This window comes from Halalkalicoccus tibetensis, from assembly GCF_037996645.1.
GTDB classification, from domain to species: domain Archaea; phylum Halobacteriota; class Halobacteria; order Halobacteriales; family Halalkalicoccaceae; genus Halalkalicoccus; species Halalkalicoccus tibetensis.
Map to the genome: position 1 here is coordinate 731,089 of NZ_JBBMXV010000003.1, position 13,442 is coordinate 744,530.

The window sequence follows — 13,442 nt, forward strand, 5'->3', positions numbered from 1 at the left end:
CCCCCCCTGTCGCCCTCAGAGGTAGCCGCCGTCCCACTCGTCGGGCTTGTTCAGGTTGCCACAGGTCCCACACTCGATGCGGTCCATGCTGTCGACGGCCTCGACCATCGAGTCGCAGTTGCCACAGTAGAAGCCGTACTGCTCCTCGTACTCCTCGTCGCTGTAGGCGACGAAGAAGGGGCCGCTCTCGCCGGGCAGCTCCTCGTCGCGGTCGATGTGGACGGTGCCGTCGTCGGTTTCGATGGTCCCCTGGGGTTCGACGTCGGTCTGGTCCTCGCCGTCGGTCTCGGCCTCGTTCTCGGCGTAGATCTCGACGATCAGCTCCTCGCTCGCGATCTCGACGCGCTCCTGCTCGGCCTTCTCGAAGCCGAAGGACTCGAAGAAACCCTGACCCTCGGCGTTGTCGGCCAGCTCGCGGGCGCGGACGCTCTCGACGCCCTCCTCGTGGAGCCGGTCGCGGGCGGCCTCGAACAGCCCCGAGCCCATCCCCATCCCGCGGAACTCGGTGGCGACGTGCAGCCAGTGGAGGGTGCCCTCCTCGCCGTCGATCTCGGCCTCGGCGAACCCCCCGAGATGGCCCTCGTCCTTCGCGACGAGCAATACGCTGTCCTCGTCGTCGACCAGGTCGGCCAGCCGGTCGGGGTTGAACTGGTCGTCGAGGATGCCCTCGATCGTGTCGGGGCTGACGGCGTAGGAGGCCTCCATCGAGCGCTGTGCGACCTCCCTGATACTCTCGGCGTCCTCCGCGGTGGCGTCCGTGATCTCCATACCCCACCTTCGACACCCGACCGGATAAAAGGGCCACCCGCCGGCAGTCCGTTCCGACTTCCCTATCCGTCGGGGTATTTGGGCTCGCGCCGTTCGGCGCGTTCGAGCGCGCGCTCGATCACCGCCCGGACGTCGCCGTGGAACGTCCCGCCGTGGCCCGCGTACATCGAGTCGACGCCCTCGGGGAGTCGATCGAGGATCCGCCGGATGCTCTCGATCAGCTCCTCCCGGGACTGGCCGGCCATGTCGGTGCGCCCGAAGCTGCCGTCGTCGAACGCGCCGTCGTCGTGGACCACGACGTCGCCGCTGTAGATCGTCGAGTCGCTCACGAACGCGAGGTGGTCGTCGGCGTGGCCCGGCGTGTGGATCGCCTCGCAGTCCTCGTCGCCGATCGCAACGGTGTCGCCGTCCGATAGCTCGTGGGTCCGGCCGGGGTGGTCGTCGTAGGCGTGGAGCTCGGGATCGAACGCCTCCATGACGGCGTCGAGCTGCTCGACGTGGTCGCCGTGTTGATGGGTGAGGACGACCCGGTCGAGCTCGTCGATCGCGTCGACGATCCCCGACATGGCGCCCGCATCGACGAGCGTCGTGACCTCGCCGGTGACGAGGTAGGCGTTGCAGGTGAACGTCTCCGCGTCGGCGGTCAGGTTGTGGACGGCCATGGCGGTATCTCGACGGCCGTTCGTATAAGGGTTGTACTGCCCGTCGCCGGCCCTCGATGACCGTCCGTACCGTAGTCACGACGATCGGACCGCCGTAGATCTTTAGTGACAGGCTACACTACGAGGTAGTGTATGGGCTTTGGGAGCTACGATGAATCCGAACAGGAGAACCAGGACTACGACACCGACTTCGAGGACGGCGACGGTGTCGATACGAACGAGAAGACCCACGACGGCGCGATCACGTTCGACAACGGCGCCTCGAACGACGAGCTGCTCTCCAAGCTCGAGGAGATCAAGGACGACGACTGAATGAAGCCCGGGAGCCGGGTGCTGGGCGTCGCCGAGTCCTACCGCGGCGGGCGCTCGCCCGGCGACCCGAGCACGCTCGCGGGCGCGGTCGTGCGCGCCGACCGATCCGTCGACGGCCTCGTTTTCGGCTCGCTCGCCGTCGGCGGGACCGACGCCACCGACGCTCTCATCGAGCTCTTCTCCGAACTGGACCGCGAGGACGTTCAGTACCTTCTCGTGGCCGGGATCGCCCCCGCCTGGTACAACCTGCTTGACCTGCACGAGCTGTCGGCGGCGGTCGAGAGGCCGGTCTGTTCGGTGAGCTTCGAGGACAGCGCGGGCCTCGAAGCCCCCCTCAGGGAGGCCTTTTCGGGCGAAGAACTCGAACGCCGGCTCGCGGTCTACGAGCGCCAGCCCCCACGGAAGCGAATGGAGGTCAACGGCCACGGGCTGTACTGGCGGGGCATCGGGATCGATCCCGGGGAGGCCCGCGAGCTGCTTTCGACCCTGACCCCCGAGGGTGGCCGTCCCGAGCCACTTAGGGTGGCGCGGCTCGCGGCGCGGGCGGCAGACCGGTTCCGAGGGGATTTGTAGCCGGCCGTCGAAGCCCGCCCATGGAGAACATGGACGGGCCTCGGGTGACCGAGTGCGAGCGCTGCCCCGCGCTCGTCGAGTCCCGGTCGCGGATCGTCAACGGGACCGGGCCGGAGGACGCCGACCTGCTGATCGTCGGGGAGGCGCCGGGCGAACAGGAGGACCGCGAGGGCGAGCCCTTCGTCGGGCGAAGCGGCAGCGAGCTCGACGAGAAGCTCCGCGAACACGCCATTCCCCGCGAGGAGGTCCGGATCACCAACTGCGTGCGCTGTCGCCCGCCGGAGAACCGCGACCCGACCAAGGAGGAACTCGAGAACTGTCGGGGCTACCTCGAACGGGAGGTCGACATCGTCGACCCCGACCTGATCATGACCGTCGGCAAGGTGCCCACCGAACACCTGCTGGAGCGCGACGTCGCGGTGACCAAGGAGGCCGGAACCGTCGAGGAACGCCGCATCGGCGAGACCTCCCGCCGGGTGCTGATCAGCGTCCATCCGGCGGCGATGCTCTACGACCGCTCCCAGGAGGAGACCCTCGACGCGACGATCGGGGAGGCGGCCTCGCTGATCGGCGCGGACGGGAACGGAAACGACCAGTCCCGGCTCGACTCCTTCTAACGGCGCTCTTCGAGCCCCACCGACGCGTCGGAGCGGATCCACGCCCGGTGGCCGCCCCGGTGGACCACGAGCGACTCGCCGGCCCGGAACGCGCCGCCCTCGGAGCGGCCCCGCAGGCTAAAGGGCGGATCGAGCGGGGACGGCGGGTAGTTCTGATCGATCACACCCGAATATATATCCAAGAATACATAAAATTTTCTACTAATGATTGCCGAAGACGGAAAGCGCCTTTAGCCCGAGCCGACTACACCGTAGTATGAGCACGAGCACGCAGGCCCCGCGGGCGCCCACGACGCTCGCGGAGGTCGTCGTCGTCGATTACGGACTGGGGAACCTCCGCAGCGTCACCCGTGGATTGGAGCGCGCGGGGGCCGAAGTAGAGATCACCGACGATCCCGAGGCCTTCGCCGAGGCCGACGGGATCGTCCTCCCGGGCGTGGGCGCGTTCCGCGAGGGCGTCGAGAACGCCGGGCCGTACCGCGAGCCGCTTCTGGAGGCCGCGGAGCGCGGCCAGCCGGTCTTCGGGATCTGTCTCGGCATGCAGATGCTGCTGACCGACAGCGAGGAGGCCGCCCACGACGGCGAGGGCGACGTCGAAGGGCTCGACCTGATTCCCGGGACGAACGTCCGGTTCGACCAGGGTCAGAAGGTCCCCCACATGGGCTGGAACGAGCTGAACGTCGAGCGCGAGCACCCGCTGGTCGAGGGTGTGGATGGCGAGTACGCCTACTTCGTCCACTCCTACTACGCCGAACCCGAGGACCCTACCAGCGTGGTCGCGACCACCGACTACGGGATCGAGTTCCCCGCGATCGTCGCCAACGAGGCGGGCAACGTCTTCGGCACCCAGTTCCACCCCGAGAAATCGGGCGAGACGGGGCTGGCGATCCTGCGGAACTTCGTCGGGATCTGCGCCGAATCGTAGGCTGGTCGGAACGGCTCGATCCTCGTCCGCCCGGATCGATGGACGGACGGTTCTGTCCAACACCGCAGACGGAGATAGTTCTAGCGACCTGACTACAGGGCGCGTATCGGTCACCCGACGTCCTCGATATCGGTGTTTCGGAGCGTACAGATAGCCTCGGCTAGAACGTGTAACCGTCTGAAAAATCGAGAGTAGCGTTCGTCGCTGTGAGCGACGAGTGTGTCTCGGTATTACTGTCGGACGACGTTCGCCGCTCGAGGCCCCTTGGGCGAGGACTCGATGTCGAACTCGACCTCAGTACCTTCCGTCAGGTCCTCCCCGCCGACGTCCTCCATGTGGAAGAAGACGTCTTCGTCCTCGTCGAGGTCGCCGTCGTCAGTCGAAATGAAACCGTAGCCGCCAGTGTCGTTGAAGAAATCAACCTTTCCGTTTGCCATTGCAAACAAACGTAGTCCCCTGCGACTGATAACGCTTCCGAGCGTCGCGGTACCACGGCCCCCGTTTTACTACACGCGTGGAACGGGTGGTCGTGCGTACAGTTCGTTCGGGTTTCAGCAGTCAGTTCGGTTTCGGGGCAGGTATTTACCGTGCGGTCACGAGGTATAATACGCATCGCTATGAAACCATGCCAGAACTGCCAGACGGTCATCGACGAGTATCTCCTCGATAAACAGCTCGAACCCCTGCGCGAACTCACGGTCGACGACTTCAGCGTCTGTGCGGACTGCGCGACCATCGTCGCGGATGCGTGCGTGAAATGTGGCGGCGCCGTCTACGTCCCCCGAGGCGAATCCGTCACCCCTGACTACTGTCCGGCGTGCCGGTCCGATATCATAGACCGCACCGGCCACGACCCTGGTTGGACGCGTGGCAACGTGTCCACCTGAACGGCGGTCGCTCTCGAACGGTGTTTTCGTCGAGGCGACCGTTCGATAGACACATACTGAGCGTCGGTTCAGTGGTAAACGTCTGAAAGAGACGAGGTCGTCGTGCTGACTGCACGCTGTTCCTGACACGGCCGAGGGTTCAAGGACCCATACGGAGATATACCATGGCGTATGAAGCGGAGCGTGCCCTATCTCGGTGCGTTCATGCTGTTGATCGTCGGGCTCTATTTCCTCGCGTTTCCCGATGCGCTTACCGATCCGACCACGCTCGTCTCAATGGGTTCGATAGCGATCGCGGCGACGCTGCTGATCGCCGGCGCGCTCCGTGACTCGTTTCGGATCGGGTCCCGGGAGTTCGACTGGAACGTCCCCGTCGGTATCGCGTTCGTGCTGCTCGGCGTTTCGGTCGGTGGGTCCATGGTCCGAACCGCGCTCGCCGCGTCCGGCGCGATGGGATGGGTGCTCGGGGTCGGCGCGATCGTCGGCTTCGGTTCGCTCGTCTGGTTCGGCGTCCAGATCGCCCGCGACACCCGCCACGTGGATCTGGGTGCCGAGCCGTCGAACGCCCGGGCCGTCGGGGTCGTGCTGTTCGCCGTCGTGTCGTTTCTCGCCGGTGTGGCCGTCTGGTCGGTCGTCCTCTGAGGAAGGATCCGGTTGGCCGGTGCCGTTATTAGATTCCGACTGAACCAGTAGCCATGAGGAAGTTCAACACCGTCTCCGGGATCGCGCTTCTCGGTTTCTTCGTGTCGTTCTCGGTCTTCGGCGACCCCTTCGCCGAACCGCTGCTCGCCGTTCTCGTCCTCGCGTTCGGGCTCGCCGGGGCGCTGTTTCTCCTCGGCGGTCTCATCGACGGGTTCTCGCTGGCCGGATATCGGGTTCACTGGTACGTCTTTTCGGGATCGGCGACGGCGATCGTCGGGCTTTCGCTCTCGGTCAGCCTGTTCCTCGAGCCGTCGCTCGACGGGGCGGGAGCGGTGTTCATCCGGATCGTTGCGGTCGCGAACGCGCTGCTCTTCGGCTATATGGGGTTCGATATGGTTCGTGGCGGGGGACGTGCCGATCCGTGGACATCGCAGGAATCGAGCGAGTAGCTACTCAGCGCGTTCGGAACCGATTTCGAGGGTAGTGCTCCTCCCGAGCCATTCGTTCGTGAAGCGTCTGTCGACCATCGGTCGGAGAGGGTGGTCGAACGATCCGGGTCGCCCACTCGAACGGCCGTCCCCTTTCGCTTTCCGACGGACCGTTCGTGGAGTCGCCAGCCGGGGGTAACCCGGACACGATCCCGGGTCCGGCGGATCGATACGTCGCAACGGAAACCCTTAGAACCGCCAGGGCTGCTATTCCCGTACGTGAACGGGTCGAACTCGAACGACGACGGCATCCTCGGCGCGAACGCACCCGACGGCGACGGGATCGGCGCGGCCGACCGGACGGACGTCAGCCCGGACGACGGCGGGCGCTTCGACTACCCCTGGCAGTTCATCGGGCGGCGATCGGCGGTGATGGCACGAAACGGCATGGTCGCGACCAGCCATCCCCTCGCCGCCCAGACGGGCCTCCAGGTCCTCCGGGAGGGTGGCAACGCCGTCGACGCGGCAGTCGCCACGGCCGTCGAGCTGAACCTGGTCGAGCCCCACATGACGACCATCGGCGGGGACGTCACCGCGATGGTCCACTTCGACGGGGAGTTCGAGGGCCTGAACGCGAGCGGCCCCGCGCCCGCCGGGGCCGACGTCGAGACCTACCGCGAGCGAACCGACGAGAGCGAGGACGGGACGCCGACGGTCCCCACGGAAGGCCCCCTCGCCGTGACGGTACCGGGCGCGCTCGACGGCCTCCACGAGCTCGCCGGGCGCTATGGCTCCCGGGAGTTCGGGGAGCTGCTCCGGCCGACGATCGAGCACGCCCGCGAGGGCGTCGCCGTCACCGAGTACGTCGCCAGCCAATGGGAGACCGCCGCCCCGCGGGTCGACGGGTTCGAGAGCTTCCGGGAGACCTTCCTCGAAGACGGCCAGAGCCCGCCGCCGGGAGCGGTCTTCGAGAACCCCGCCTTCGCCGACTCGCTCGAGCGGATCGCCGAGGAAGGGATCGGGACGTTCTACGGCGGCGAGCTCGGCGAGGAGATCGTCGAGCTCGTACAGGATCACGACGGGCTGCTCGAGCTCTCGGATCTCGAGGAGTACGAAAGCGAGTGGGTCGACCCGATCAGCACCACCTACCGCGGGCTCGAGGTGCTCGAACTGCCCCCCAACACCGTCGGCCCGGTCGCCCTCGAGGCGCTCAACATCGTCGAGAACTTCGACCTGCCGGCGGAGCCGACCGACCCCGAGCGCCTCCACCGGCTGATCGAGGCGATCAAGATCGCCTACACCGACGCCCACCGCCACATCGGCGACCCGGACCTCGAACGGATCCCGCTCGAGACCAAGCTCTCGAAGGAGTACGCCGGCGAGCGCGCCGCCCAGATCGAGGAGGAGGTCGGCGACTACGAGCCCCGGGCGGGCGAAATGAGCGCGATGAGCGAGGAGGGCGATACGGTCTATCTCACGGTCGTCGACGGCGACGGCAACGCCGTCTCGATGCTGAAAAGCGGCTACAAGCCGTTCGGGAGCGGGCTGACCGTCGGGGGCTTTACCCTCCAGAACCACGCGGCGGGTTTCACCCTCGAACCCGGCGACCCGAACGTGATCGAGCCGGGCAAACGCCCCTTCCACACGCTCATTCCCGCGATGTTGCGCGAGGACGGGGACTTTCGCGCCTCCTTCGGCGTCATGGGCGGTCGGATGATGCCCCAGGGCCACCTCCAGCTGCTCGCGAACATGGCCGACTCGGAGCTGAACCCCCAGGCCGCCATCGACGTCCCCCGGTTCCGGTTCCAGAAGGGCCACGAGGTCGCCCTCGAGACCACGCGGATGCCCGACGAGACCGTCGAGGAGCTCCGCGAACGGGGTCACGAGGTGATCCCCGAGGCGGAGTTCTTCGTCCCCGATGCCGACCACTACGGCGGCGCACAGTTCATCTACCGCGACGACGAGGGCACCCTGATCGGCGGCTCGGAGCCGCGACGCGACGGGCACGCGGTCGGCTTCTAGCGAAAGCCCTCAGCGCTCCTTGGCAGTCGCGCTTCGCCCTTTGCATTTCCGGCCAGGTGCCGCCGAGTCGCGGGGGGGGGGGGGNTCAGGCGGTCGCCGGAGGTGGCGACCGCCCTCGCGCCGGCCACCGCTCCGTTTCGTCACGCGACCCGGTTCCTCCCGGTCTCCTCGCGCTCGCCGACGATCTCGACGGCATCGCCCACCTCGATCTCCCCCGCACCGTCCTCCGGAACGCGGGTGTTGACCATCAGCCGGAACTGGTGGTCGAACCGATCGGAATCGGTCCATTCGGGCAGCGTCTTCCCTCGTTTCTCGATGAATCGCTCGCGAAAGCCCTCGAACTCCTCGCCGGTGTCGGGGTCCCGCGAGGGGACCACGCAGCGCTGACAGGGATTGACGCCCGCGAGACGGACGCCTCCGATTGAGAAGTCGACGACGCGACCCTGATCCGAGAACAGTCGATCCTCCCAGAACGCCGGCACGCCCTCGATCTCGAGGTTCGCGCGAAAGCGCCGCCGGACGTTTTCGGGAGCGAGGCCGAACCAGGAGGCCACCTCCTCGATCGTCGCGGTGCTGATCACGGTCGGGCCCGGGATCTCCGTGTCGTCGGGCATTCCGGTGTCGTCCCGGATCAGCTCGACGGGATAACCGAACTGCTCGGAGAGGTGCTCGGCGAGTTCCTCGCGGTCGGTCGTGAGATCGAACTCGTCGGCGTCGCTTTCGGGCGTCGAGAACTCGACCCGGTCGGGATCGTCGTAGCTCGCCCGCAGGCGGTGAACTGCCGCGGTTCGTTTGCCGTTGACGTACTCGCCCTCGGCGTCGACCATCGCGTAGCGTCTGTCGCCCGCGATGGGGCCGACGGGGGTGATCGTCGCGCGCTCGGGCTCGAAGGCGTCGAGGGACTTGATCGGGAACAGCGAGATCCGCGCGAGCCGTGGGTTCATATCGGGGACTGGGTGTCGGGGAGCTTCACGCTTGCCGAATCCGGCGCCGATTTGCCCGTACCTGATCTATACACGGTATGGAACCACGCCACTTCCTCCGTCTCGAAGGCCTCGTCGTCCTCGTGGTCACGCTGGGGGCCTATCTCTGGCTCGGCGGCCCGCTCTGGCTGCTGGCCGTCCTGGCGCTCGCGCCCGACCTCTCGATGCTGGGCTATCTCGCTGGTCCCCGCGTCGGAAGTCTGACGTACAACGTCGTCCACACCTACGCGCTCCCGCTGGCACTCGGCGCGGCAAGTCTGTGGCTCGCCAGTCAGCTCGCTCTGCTGGTCGCGCTCGTCTGGATCGGCCACATCGGGGCCGACCGGCTGTTCGGCTACGGGCTCAAGTTCGAGTCGGGGTTCACGGACACCCATCTGTCGACCCAGCCGGTTCCCGCTCCGCTACGGGACGAATCGGGATAGCTGCTTTCGGTCCCATCGGGGCGGTGGCCGGCGCGAGGGCGGTCGCCACCTCCGGCGACCGCCTGAGCGGGGCGGGGAAGGGCTGGCGTCCCTGAGAGCAGTCGTCCGATCGGACGACTGCGATGCGGGCTTGGTGGTCCTCAGAAATCTTTGATTTCTGGGATCTCGCGGGAACGGGGTTCCCGCGGACCTCGCGGCGACGTCGTCGCCGCTCAGCCCGAAAAGACCGCGAAGCGGTCTTTTCTTGGGACATGCAAAGGGCGAGCAATCGCTGCCAAGCGATTGCGAGGGCTTTCAGAGGAAGCTCCGGACCTCGGAGTACCACATGTCGTGTTCGTCGACGTTGCCGGTCGCCTCGGCGATGGTCACCGCGAGCGCGTGCCAGCAGCGTTCCGTGGGGTCCTCGGGATCGAGGTTGTACTCGCTGTCCTTGCAGGTACAGCCCCCGTCCTCGACGACGTACTCCTCGTCGTGGCCGACGACGACGGTGAAGTCGCGGTACTGCTTGACCCGGCCCTCGGTGACGGCCTCGATGGCCCGCACCCCCCGATCGCCGTGGGGCCCGATGATCCGTTCCGCGACGGGGCCGGTGAGCTGGCCGGCCTCCTCGAGGTCCGCTCGCCAGGGATCGACCGGGTCTGTCACACCCGTCCTTGGGAGGGGCGGGGCTAAACCGGTTCGGTTCCGCCCGGCGGATCGCATGGCTTTTCCCCCGCTCGTCGCCGAGATACGGGCATGCGCGTACGCGAGGGCGGGGTCGAGATCGAGACCGGAGAGGCCTTTTACAACCCCGATCAGGAGCTGAACCGCGACCTGACGATCGCCGTCCTCCGGGCCTATCGCGACCGGGAGCCTCGCGCCGAGCGGTATCTCGACGCCATGGGCGCCTCGGGCATCAGGGGCGCACGGGCCGCCGCGGACGGCTGGGACGCCACCCTCTGTGATTACAAGGCCGAGAACGCCGAGCTCTGCCGGGCGAACCTCGAGCGGAACGGGCTCGACGGGGCGGTGGTGAACCGTGACGCCAACGCCCTGCTTCACGAGGAGCTGTTCGACGTGGTCGACCTCGACCCCTACGGCACGCCGATCCCCTTCGCCGACGCCGCCTTCGCGAACGCCCGCAACATGGTCTGTGTCACCGCGACCGACACCGCCCCGCTGTGTGGTGCCCACTTCGACAGCGGCGTCCGCAAGTACAGTGCGGTCCCGCAGAACACCGACTACCACCCCGAGATGGGTCTCAGGATACTGCTGTCGGCGCTCGCGCGCACCGCCGCGCGCTACGACGTCGGGATCGTCCCTGTCTTCAGCCACGTGACCCGCCACTACGTGCGCACCTACCTCGATCTGGAACACAGCGCGACCGACGGGAACCGCGCGATCGACGAGCTCGGCTACCTCGATCACTGCGAGGACTGCCTGCATCGCGAGGCGACGGAGGGGATGATCGCCGACCCATGGGAGGCCTGCCCGCTGTGTGGCTCCGAGCGCGTCTTGACGGCGGGGCCGGTCTGGCTGGGTCCGACCCACGACCGGGGGTTCGCCGAGCGGGTCGGCGAGGCGATCGACGAGGAGTGGGGGAGCGCGAAGCGCGCCGGTCGGCTGGTCGAGACCCTCTCCGAGGAGCTCGACCGCCCGACCCACTACGACCACCACCGCCTCTGCAAGGAGTGGGGCCGGCCCGCCGAATCGATGGACGAGTTCCTCGGAACGCTCCGCGAGGCCGGCTTCGAGGCCTCGCGGGCACACTACCACGGGACGGCGTTCAAGACACCGGCGACCGTCCGGGAGATCCGCGAGGCGGTCGGGGCGGCGGGGGCTTGCGAATGACATCCCCCGAGTATTTGTAGCTGCCCGACCCAATCCCGGTGTGAATCGCCGCATAGGGAACACCGTCGACATCGGCCGTGCCGTCGTCGAGGAGGTGCAGGAGAACGAGGCCACGTTTCTGGCGGCGAGCATCGCGTACTACGCGTTCGTTTCGCTCATCCCGCTGCTCGCGTTCGTCTTCATCGTCGCGAGCGTCGTCGGGGGCCAGGAGCTCGCAAACCAGATCGTCGCGGAGTCCGGCGAGTACCTCGCCCCTGCGGGCCAGGACGCGCTCGACGACGCGATCACCGCCGAAGCCGGCCGTGGGGGGGCGACCGTCGTCAGCGTCGTCGTCCTGCTGTGGAGCGCGCTGAAGCTGTTTCGCGGGCTCGACACGGCGTTCTCGCTGATCTACGGCGCCGGGCTCGACAAGTCGATCGTCGGCCAGGTGATCAACGCGGTGATCGTCTTCGGGGCGATCATCGTCGCCGCCATCGGGATGATCGGGCTCGGGGCGCTTCTCGTCTTCCTTCCCGACTTCCCCTTCGGCCTCCTCACCCCGCTGTTCCTGATCGCGGGCCTCTCGCTGGTCTTCCTCCCGATGTACTACGTGCTCCCGGACGTCGAGGATCTCTCGATCAAGCAGGCACTGCCCGGCGCGGCGTTCGCCGCGTTCGGCTGGGCGCTTTTGCACACGTTCTTCGGGCTGTACGCCTCGAACGCCGGCCAGTACGACGCCTACGGCGCGATCGGCGGGATCCTCCTCCTTCTCACCTGGCTCTACATCGGCGGCGTCGTTATCATTCTCGGTGGTGTGGTCAACTACGTACTCATGGAACGAAACAACGACACGAGCGACAGTGACGTCGAAGAGGACGAATCGAAGGCCACGCGGGCGACACCGGGCACGCCGTCCGCGGAGGACGGGACGGCCGACGTCGCGTCCGAGGCGACCTCGGACGAGGACTCGTCGGAGCCGTCGGGCTCCGGGACGACGCGCGCGGCGACCGACTCGCCGCGCGGGCCGAGCCCCGAGATCGGCGCCGAGACCGAGGAGGCGACCGATTCGACCCGGACCGCGAGCGAGGAGGCCGCCACCGGAACGCGCGGACCCGCGCCCGACGTCGTCGGGCTCCAGGACGAGGTCCGCTCGCTCCGGGCCGACCTCGACACCTTCAGAGCCGACATCGAGTCGAAAACCGTCGGCAAGGAGGAGGTCGAGTCCGACCTGAAGAAGTACGTCAGAAAGCGAATCAGGCGGGGCCACGCGACCGGGTGGGGGCCGTATCTCGTCCTGCTCTACGGGACGATCATGACGCTCGGGGCCTTCTTCTTCCTCTCGGGAGGGTGGGCGATCGCCGCGATGATCGTCCTCTGGCTCTCGACGCTCGGACTCTACGCCGTGATGGTCACCGTCGGCGCCGGGCTCGGGGTGCTCGGCTTCCCCGGCCGGATCAACGACGCGATCCGCAACTGGCGCGGGAACTGATCCGGGCCTCCAGCCGGTTGACGACGGCGTCGGCCGGCCGAGGGGGAACGGACCGACAGGTCCCGACGGGGTTCAGACGCCCAGCGCGACGACCATCGCCGTCGTCGCGACGAACCCGAGCCCGAACCCGCCGCCGAGCTCGCTTCGGCCCCGTCCGGCGAGCGCCGCGCCGTGTTCGAGCCCGGCGGGGACGAACTCGGTCGCCAGCAGATACAACAGCGCGCCCGCCGCGAACCCGAACGCGACCGGCAACAGCCCCTCCAGGGCGTTGACGAAGTAGTACGCGAGGACCGCGCCGATCGGCTGTGGGAGTCCCGAGACGATCGCCCAGCCGACGATCTTCGTGCGACGAACCCCGAGCGAGACCAGCGGGATCGCGAGCGCGAGCCCCTCGGGAACGTTCAGGACCGAGATCGCGACCGCCATGAACGCCGCCAGCTCGGGCATCTCGATGCCGGCGATAGCGACGTTCTCGGCCGTCTCTGCCATCTCGGTGAACGCGACGCCGACGGCGATCCCCTCCGGAACGCTGTGAACCGTCAGGACGCCGACCGTGAGCGCCGCCGTTCGGTAGTCGACCGCCGACCCCATCGCGGGTGTGAACTCGTAGCCCCCGATCAGCCGGTCGGCGGCGTACACCAGCGCGGCCCCGAGACAGAGTCCCAGCGAGACCAGCAGTACGGAGCCCTCCGCGAGCCCCTCGGCGAGCAGCCCGAAGACGGAGGCAGAAAGCATGATGCCCGCGGCGAGCCCCCAGAGGGCGACGAGCCACCGATCGGGGATCTCCTCGACCAGGAAGAAGGGGAGCACGCCGAGCCCGGTCGCGAGCCCGGTCACGAGGCCGACCACGAACACGAGCGGTGCCCCGTCGAGGAGCCACATAGGCTCCACTCGGCGGGAGGG

Annotated in this window: 18 protein-coding genes; 11 read left to right on the forward strand and 7 right to left on the reverse strand. The window is 67.6% G+C overall.

Features of this window, described 5'->3' with window-relative positions; genetic code table 11:
• Positions 1-15: 15 nt before the first annotated feature.
• A complete protein-coding gene (locus WOA58_RS12155; protein ID WP_340604480.1) occupies positions 16-768 on the reverse strand; it encodes a GNAT family N-acetyltransferase in 753 nt (250 codons plus the stop codon).
• 62 nt (positions 769-830) lie between these two features.
• A complete protein-coding gene (locus WOA58_RS12160; RefSeq protein ID WP_340604481.1) occupies positions 831-1,430 on the reverse strand; it encodes an MBL fold metallo-hydrolase in 600 nt (199 codons plus the stop codon).
• A 132-nt stretch (positions 1,431-1,562) separates the two neighbouring features.
• On the opposite strand from WOA58_RS12160, the gene WOA58_RS12165 reads away from it, so the two are divergent.
• The 3 genes from WOA58_RS12165 to WOA58_RS12175 are packed head-to-tail and all read left to right on the forward strand — an operon-like array spanning position 1,563 to position 2,932.
• On the forward strand, positions 1,563-1,742 hold the full coding sequence (locus WOA58_RS12165; RefSeq protein ID WP_340604482.1) for a DUF5786 family protein: 180 nt from the start codon (positions 1,563-1,565) through the stop codon (positions 1,740-1,742).
• The gene (locus tag WOA58_RS12170; RefSeq protein WP_340604483.1) at positions 1,743-2,315 is read left to right on the forward strand and encodes an endonuclease dU; all 573 of its coding nucleotides are present in this window, start codon (positions 1,743-1,745) and stop codon (positions 2,313-2,315) included. It begins immediately after the preceding gene.
• Positions 2,316-2,335: 20 nt separating this feature from the next.
• Positions 2,336-2,932: a uracil-DNA glycosylase gene (locus WOA58_RS12175; protein ID WP_340604484.1), complete on the forward strand. Its 597-nt coding sequence runs from the start codon at positions 2,336-2,338 to the stop codon at positions 2,930-2,932.
• Here WOA58_RS12175 and WOA58_RS12180 read toward each other — a convergent pair.
• On the reverse strand, positions 2,929-3,096 hold the full coding sequence (locus WOA58_RS12180) for a hypothetical protein (RefSeq protein ID WP_340604485.1): 168 nt from the start codon (positions 3,094-3,096) through the stop codon (positions 2,929-2,931). The two genes, WOA58_RS12175 and WOA58_RS12180, sit on opposite strands and share 4 nt — an antisense overlap.
• Before the next feature lie 92 nt (positions 3,097-3,188).
• On the opposite strand from WOA58_RS12180, the gene hisH reads away from it, so the two are divergent.
• Positions 3,189-3,857, forward strand: a complete 669-nt coding sequence (gene hisH / locus WOA58_RS12185) for an imidazole glycerol phosphate synthase subunit HisH (RefSeq protein ID WP_340604486.1) — start codon at positions 3,189-3,191, stop codon at positions 3,855-3,857.
• 230 nt (positions 3,858-4,087) lie between these two features.
• On the opposite strand, the gene WOA58_RS12190 is transcribed toward hisH, so the two are convergent.
• A complete protein-coding gene (locus tag WOA58_RS12190) occupies positions 4,088-4,294 on the reverse strand; it encodes a cold-shock protein (protein ID WP_340604487.1) in 207 nt (68 codons plus the stop codon).
• Between the two features lie 180 nt (positions 4,295-4,474).
• Between WOA58_RS12190 and WOA58_RS12195 the strand changes: the two genes are divergently transcribed.
• The 4 genes from WOA58_RS12195 (at position 4,475) to WOA58_RS12210 (ending at position 7,836) form a co-directional block, all read left to right on the forward strand.
• On the forward strand, positions 4,475-4,744 hold the full coding sequence (locus tag WOA58_RS12195) for a DUF7571 family protein (RefSeq protein ID WP_340604488.1): 270 nt from the start codon (positions 4,475-4,477) through the stop codon (positions 4,742-4,744).
• Positions 4,745-4,915: 171 nt separating this feature from the next.
• Entirely contained in the window at positions 4,916-5,386 is a 471-nt protein-coding gene (locus WOA58_RS12200; protein ID WP_340604489.1) for a hypothetical protein, read from the forward strand.
• A gap of 53 nt (positions 5,387-5,439) precedes the next feature.
• The gene (locus WOA58_RS12205) at positions 5,440-5,835 is read left to right on the forward strand and encodes a hypothetical protein (protein WP_340604490.1); all 396 of its coding nucleotides are present in this window, start codon (positions 5,440-5,442) and stop codon (positions 5,833-5,835) included.
• Positions 5,836-6,093: 258 nt separating this feature from the next.
• Positions 6,094-7,836, forward strand: a complete 1,743-nt coding sequence (locus WOA58_RS12210) for a gamma-glutamyltransferase family protein (RefSeq protein WP_340604491.1) — start codon at positions 6,094-6,096, stop codon at positions 7,834-7,836.
• Positions 7,837-7,976: 140 nt separating this feature from the next.
• On the opposite strand, the gene WOA58_RS12215 is transcribed toward WOA58_RS12210, so the two are convergent.
• Entirely contained in the window at positions 7,977-8,780 is an 804-nt protein-coding gene (locus tag WOA58_RS12215; protein ID WP_340604492.1) for an MOSC domain-containing protein, read from the reverse strand.
• Between the two features lie 77 nt (positions 8,781-8,857).
• Here WOA58_RS12215 and WOA58_RS12220 point away from each other — a divergent pair, with 77 nt between their 5' ends.
• Entirely contained in the window at positions 8,858-9,241 is a 384-nt protein-coding gene (locus tag WOA58_RS12220; RefSeq protein ID WP_340604493.1) for a DUF4260 domain-containing protein, read from the forward strand.
• A gap of 294 nt (positions 9,242-9,535) precedes the next feature.
• Here WOA58_RS12220 and WOA58_RS12225 read toward each other — a convergent pair whose 3' ends face one another.
• Positions 9,536-9,886 carry a hypothetical protein gene (locus WOA58_RS12225; protein ID WP_340604494.1) on the reverse strand — a complete coding sequence of 117 codons (351 nt, stop codon included), beginning with the start codon at positions 9,884-9,886 and terminating at the stop codon, positions 9,536-9,538.
• Positions 9,887-9,976: 90 nt separating this feature from the next.
• Between WOA58_RS12225 and WOA58_RS12230 the strand changes: the two genes are divergently transcribed.
• Positions 9,977-11,071: a tRNA (guanine(26)-N(2))-dimethyltransferase gene (locus WOA58_RS12230; RefSeq protein ID WP_340604495.1), complete on the forward strand. Its 1,095-nt coding sequence runs from the start codon at positions 9,977-9,979 to the stop codon at positions 11,069-11,071.
• A 40-nt stretch (positions 11,072-11,111) separates the two neighbouring features.
• Positions 11,112-12,539 carry a YhjD/YihY/BrkB family envelope integrity protein gene (locus WOA58_RS12235; RefSeq protein ID WP_340604496.1) on the forward strand — a complete coding sequence of 476 codons (1,428 nt, stop codon included), beginning with the start codon at positions 11,112-11,114 and terminating at the stop codon, positions 12,537-12,539.
• Positions 12,540-12,611: 72 nt separating this feature from the next.
• On the opposite strand, the gene WOA58_RS12240 is transcribed toward WOA58_RS12235, so the two are convergent.
• Positions 12,612-13,421 carry a ZIP family metal transporter gene (locus tag WOA58_RS12240; protein WP_340604497.1) on the reverse strand — a complete coding sequence of 270 codons (810 nt, stop codon included), beginning with the start codon at positions 13,419-13,421 and terminating at the stop codon, positions 12,612-12,614.
• Between the last annotated feature and the right edge of the window lie 21 nt (positions 13,422-13,442).

Excerpts from the sequence above, each read along its gene's own strand:
- WOA58_RS12230 (WP_340604495.1), top strand. The coding sequence starts at position 9,977 with ATGCGCGTACGCGAGGGCGGGGTCGAGATCGAGACCGGAGAGGCCTTT.
- WOA58_RS12205 (WP_340604490.1), top strand. The coding sequence starts at position 5,440 with ATGAGGAAGTTCAACACCGTCTCCGGGATCGCGCTTCTCGGTTTCTTC.
- WOA58_RS12165 (WP_340604482.1), top strand. The coding sequence starts at position 1,563 with ATGGGCTTTGGGAGCTACGATGAATCCGAACAGGAGAACCAGGACTAC.
- WOA58_RS12220 (WP_340604493.1), top strand. The coding sequence starts at position 8,858 with ATGGAACCACGCCACTTCCTCCGTCTCGAAGGCCTCGTCGTCCTCGTG.
- WOA58_RS12190 (WP_340604487.1), bottom strand. The coding sequence starts at position 4,294 with ATGGCAAACGGAAAGGTTGATTTCTTCAACGACACTGGCGGCTACGGT.
- WOA58_RS12195 (WP_340604488.1), top strand. The coding sequence starts at position 4,475 with ATGAAACCATGCCAGAACTGCCAGACGGTCATCGACGAGTATCTCCTC.
- WOA58_RS12160 (WP_340604481.1), bottom strand. The coding sequence starts at position 1,430 with ATGGCCGTCCACAACCTGACCGCCGACGCGGAGACGTTCACCTGCAAC.
- WOA58_RS12240 (WP_340604497.1), bottom strand. The coding sequence starts at position 13,421 with ATGTGGCTCCTCGACGGGGCACCGCTCGTGTTCGTGGTCGGCCTCGTG.
- WOA58_RS12175 (WP_340604484.1), top strand. The coding sequence starts at position 2,336 with ATGGAGAACATGGACGGGCCTCGGGTGACCGAGTGCGAGCGCTGCCCC.
- WOA58_RS12215 (WP_340604492.1), bottom strand. The coding sequence starts at position 8,780 with ATGAACCCACGGCTCGCGCGGATCTCGCTGTTCCCGATCAAGTCCCTC.
- WOA58_RS12170 (WP_340604483.1), top strand. The coding sequence starts at position 1,743 with ATGAAGCCCGGGAGCCGGGTGCTGGGCGTCGCCGAGTCCTACCGCGGC.
- WOA58_RS12155 (WP_340604480.1), bottom strand. The coding sequence starts at position 768 with ATGGAGATCACGGACGCCACCGCGGAGGACGCCGAGAGTATCAGGGAG.
- hisH (WP_340604486.1), top strand. The coding sequence starts at position 3,189 with ATGAGCACGAGCACGCAGGCCCCGCGGGCGCCCACGACGCTCGCGGAG.
- WOA58_RS12200 (WP_340604489.1), top strand. The coding sequence starts at position 4,916 with ATGAAGCGGAGCGTGCCCTATCTCGGTGCGTTCATGCTGTTGATCGTC.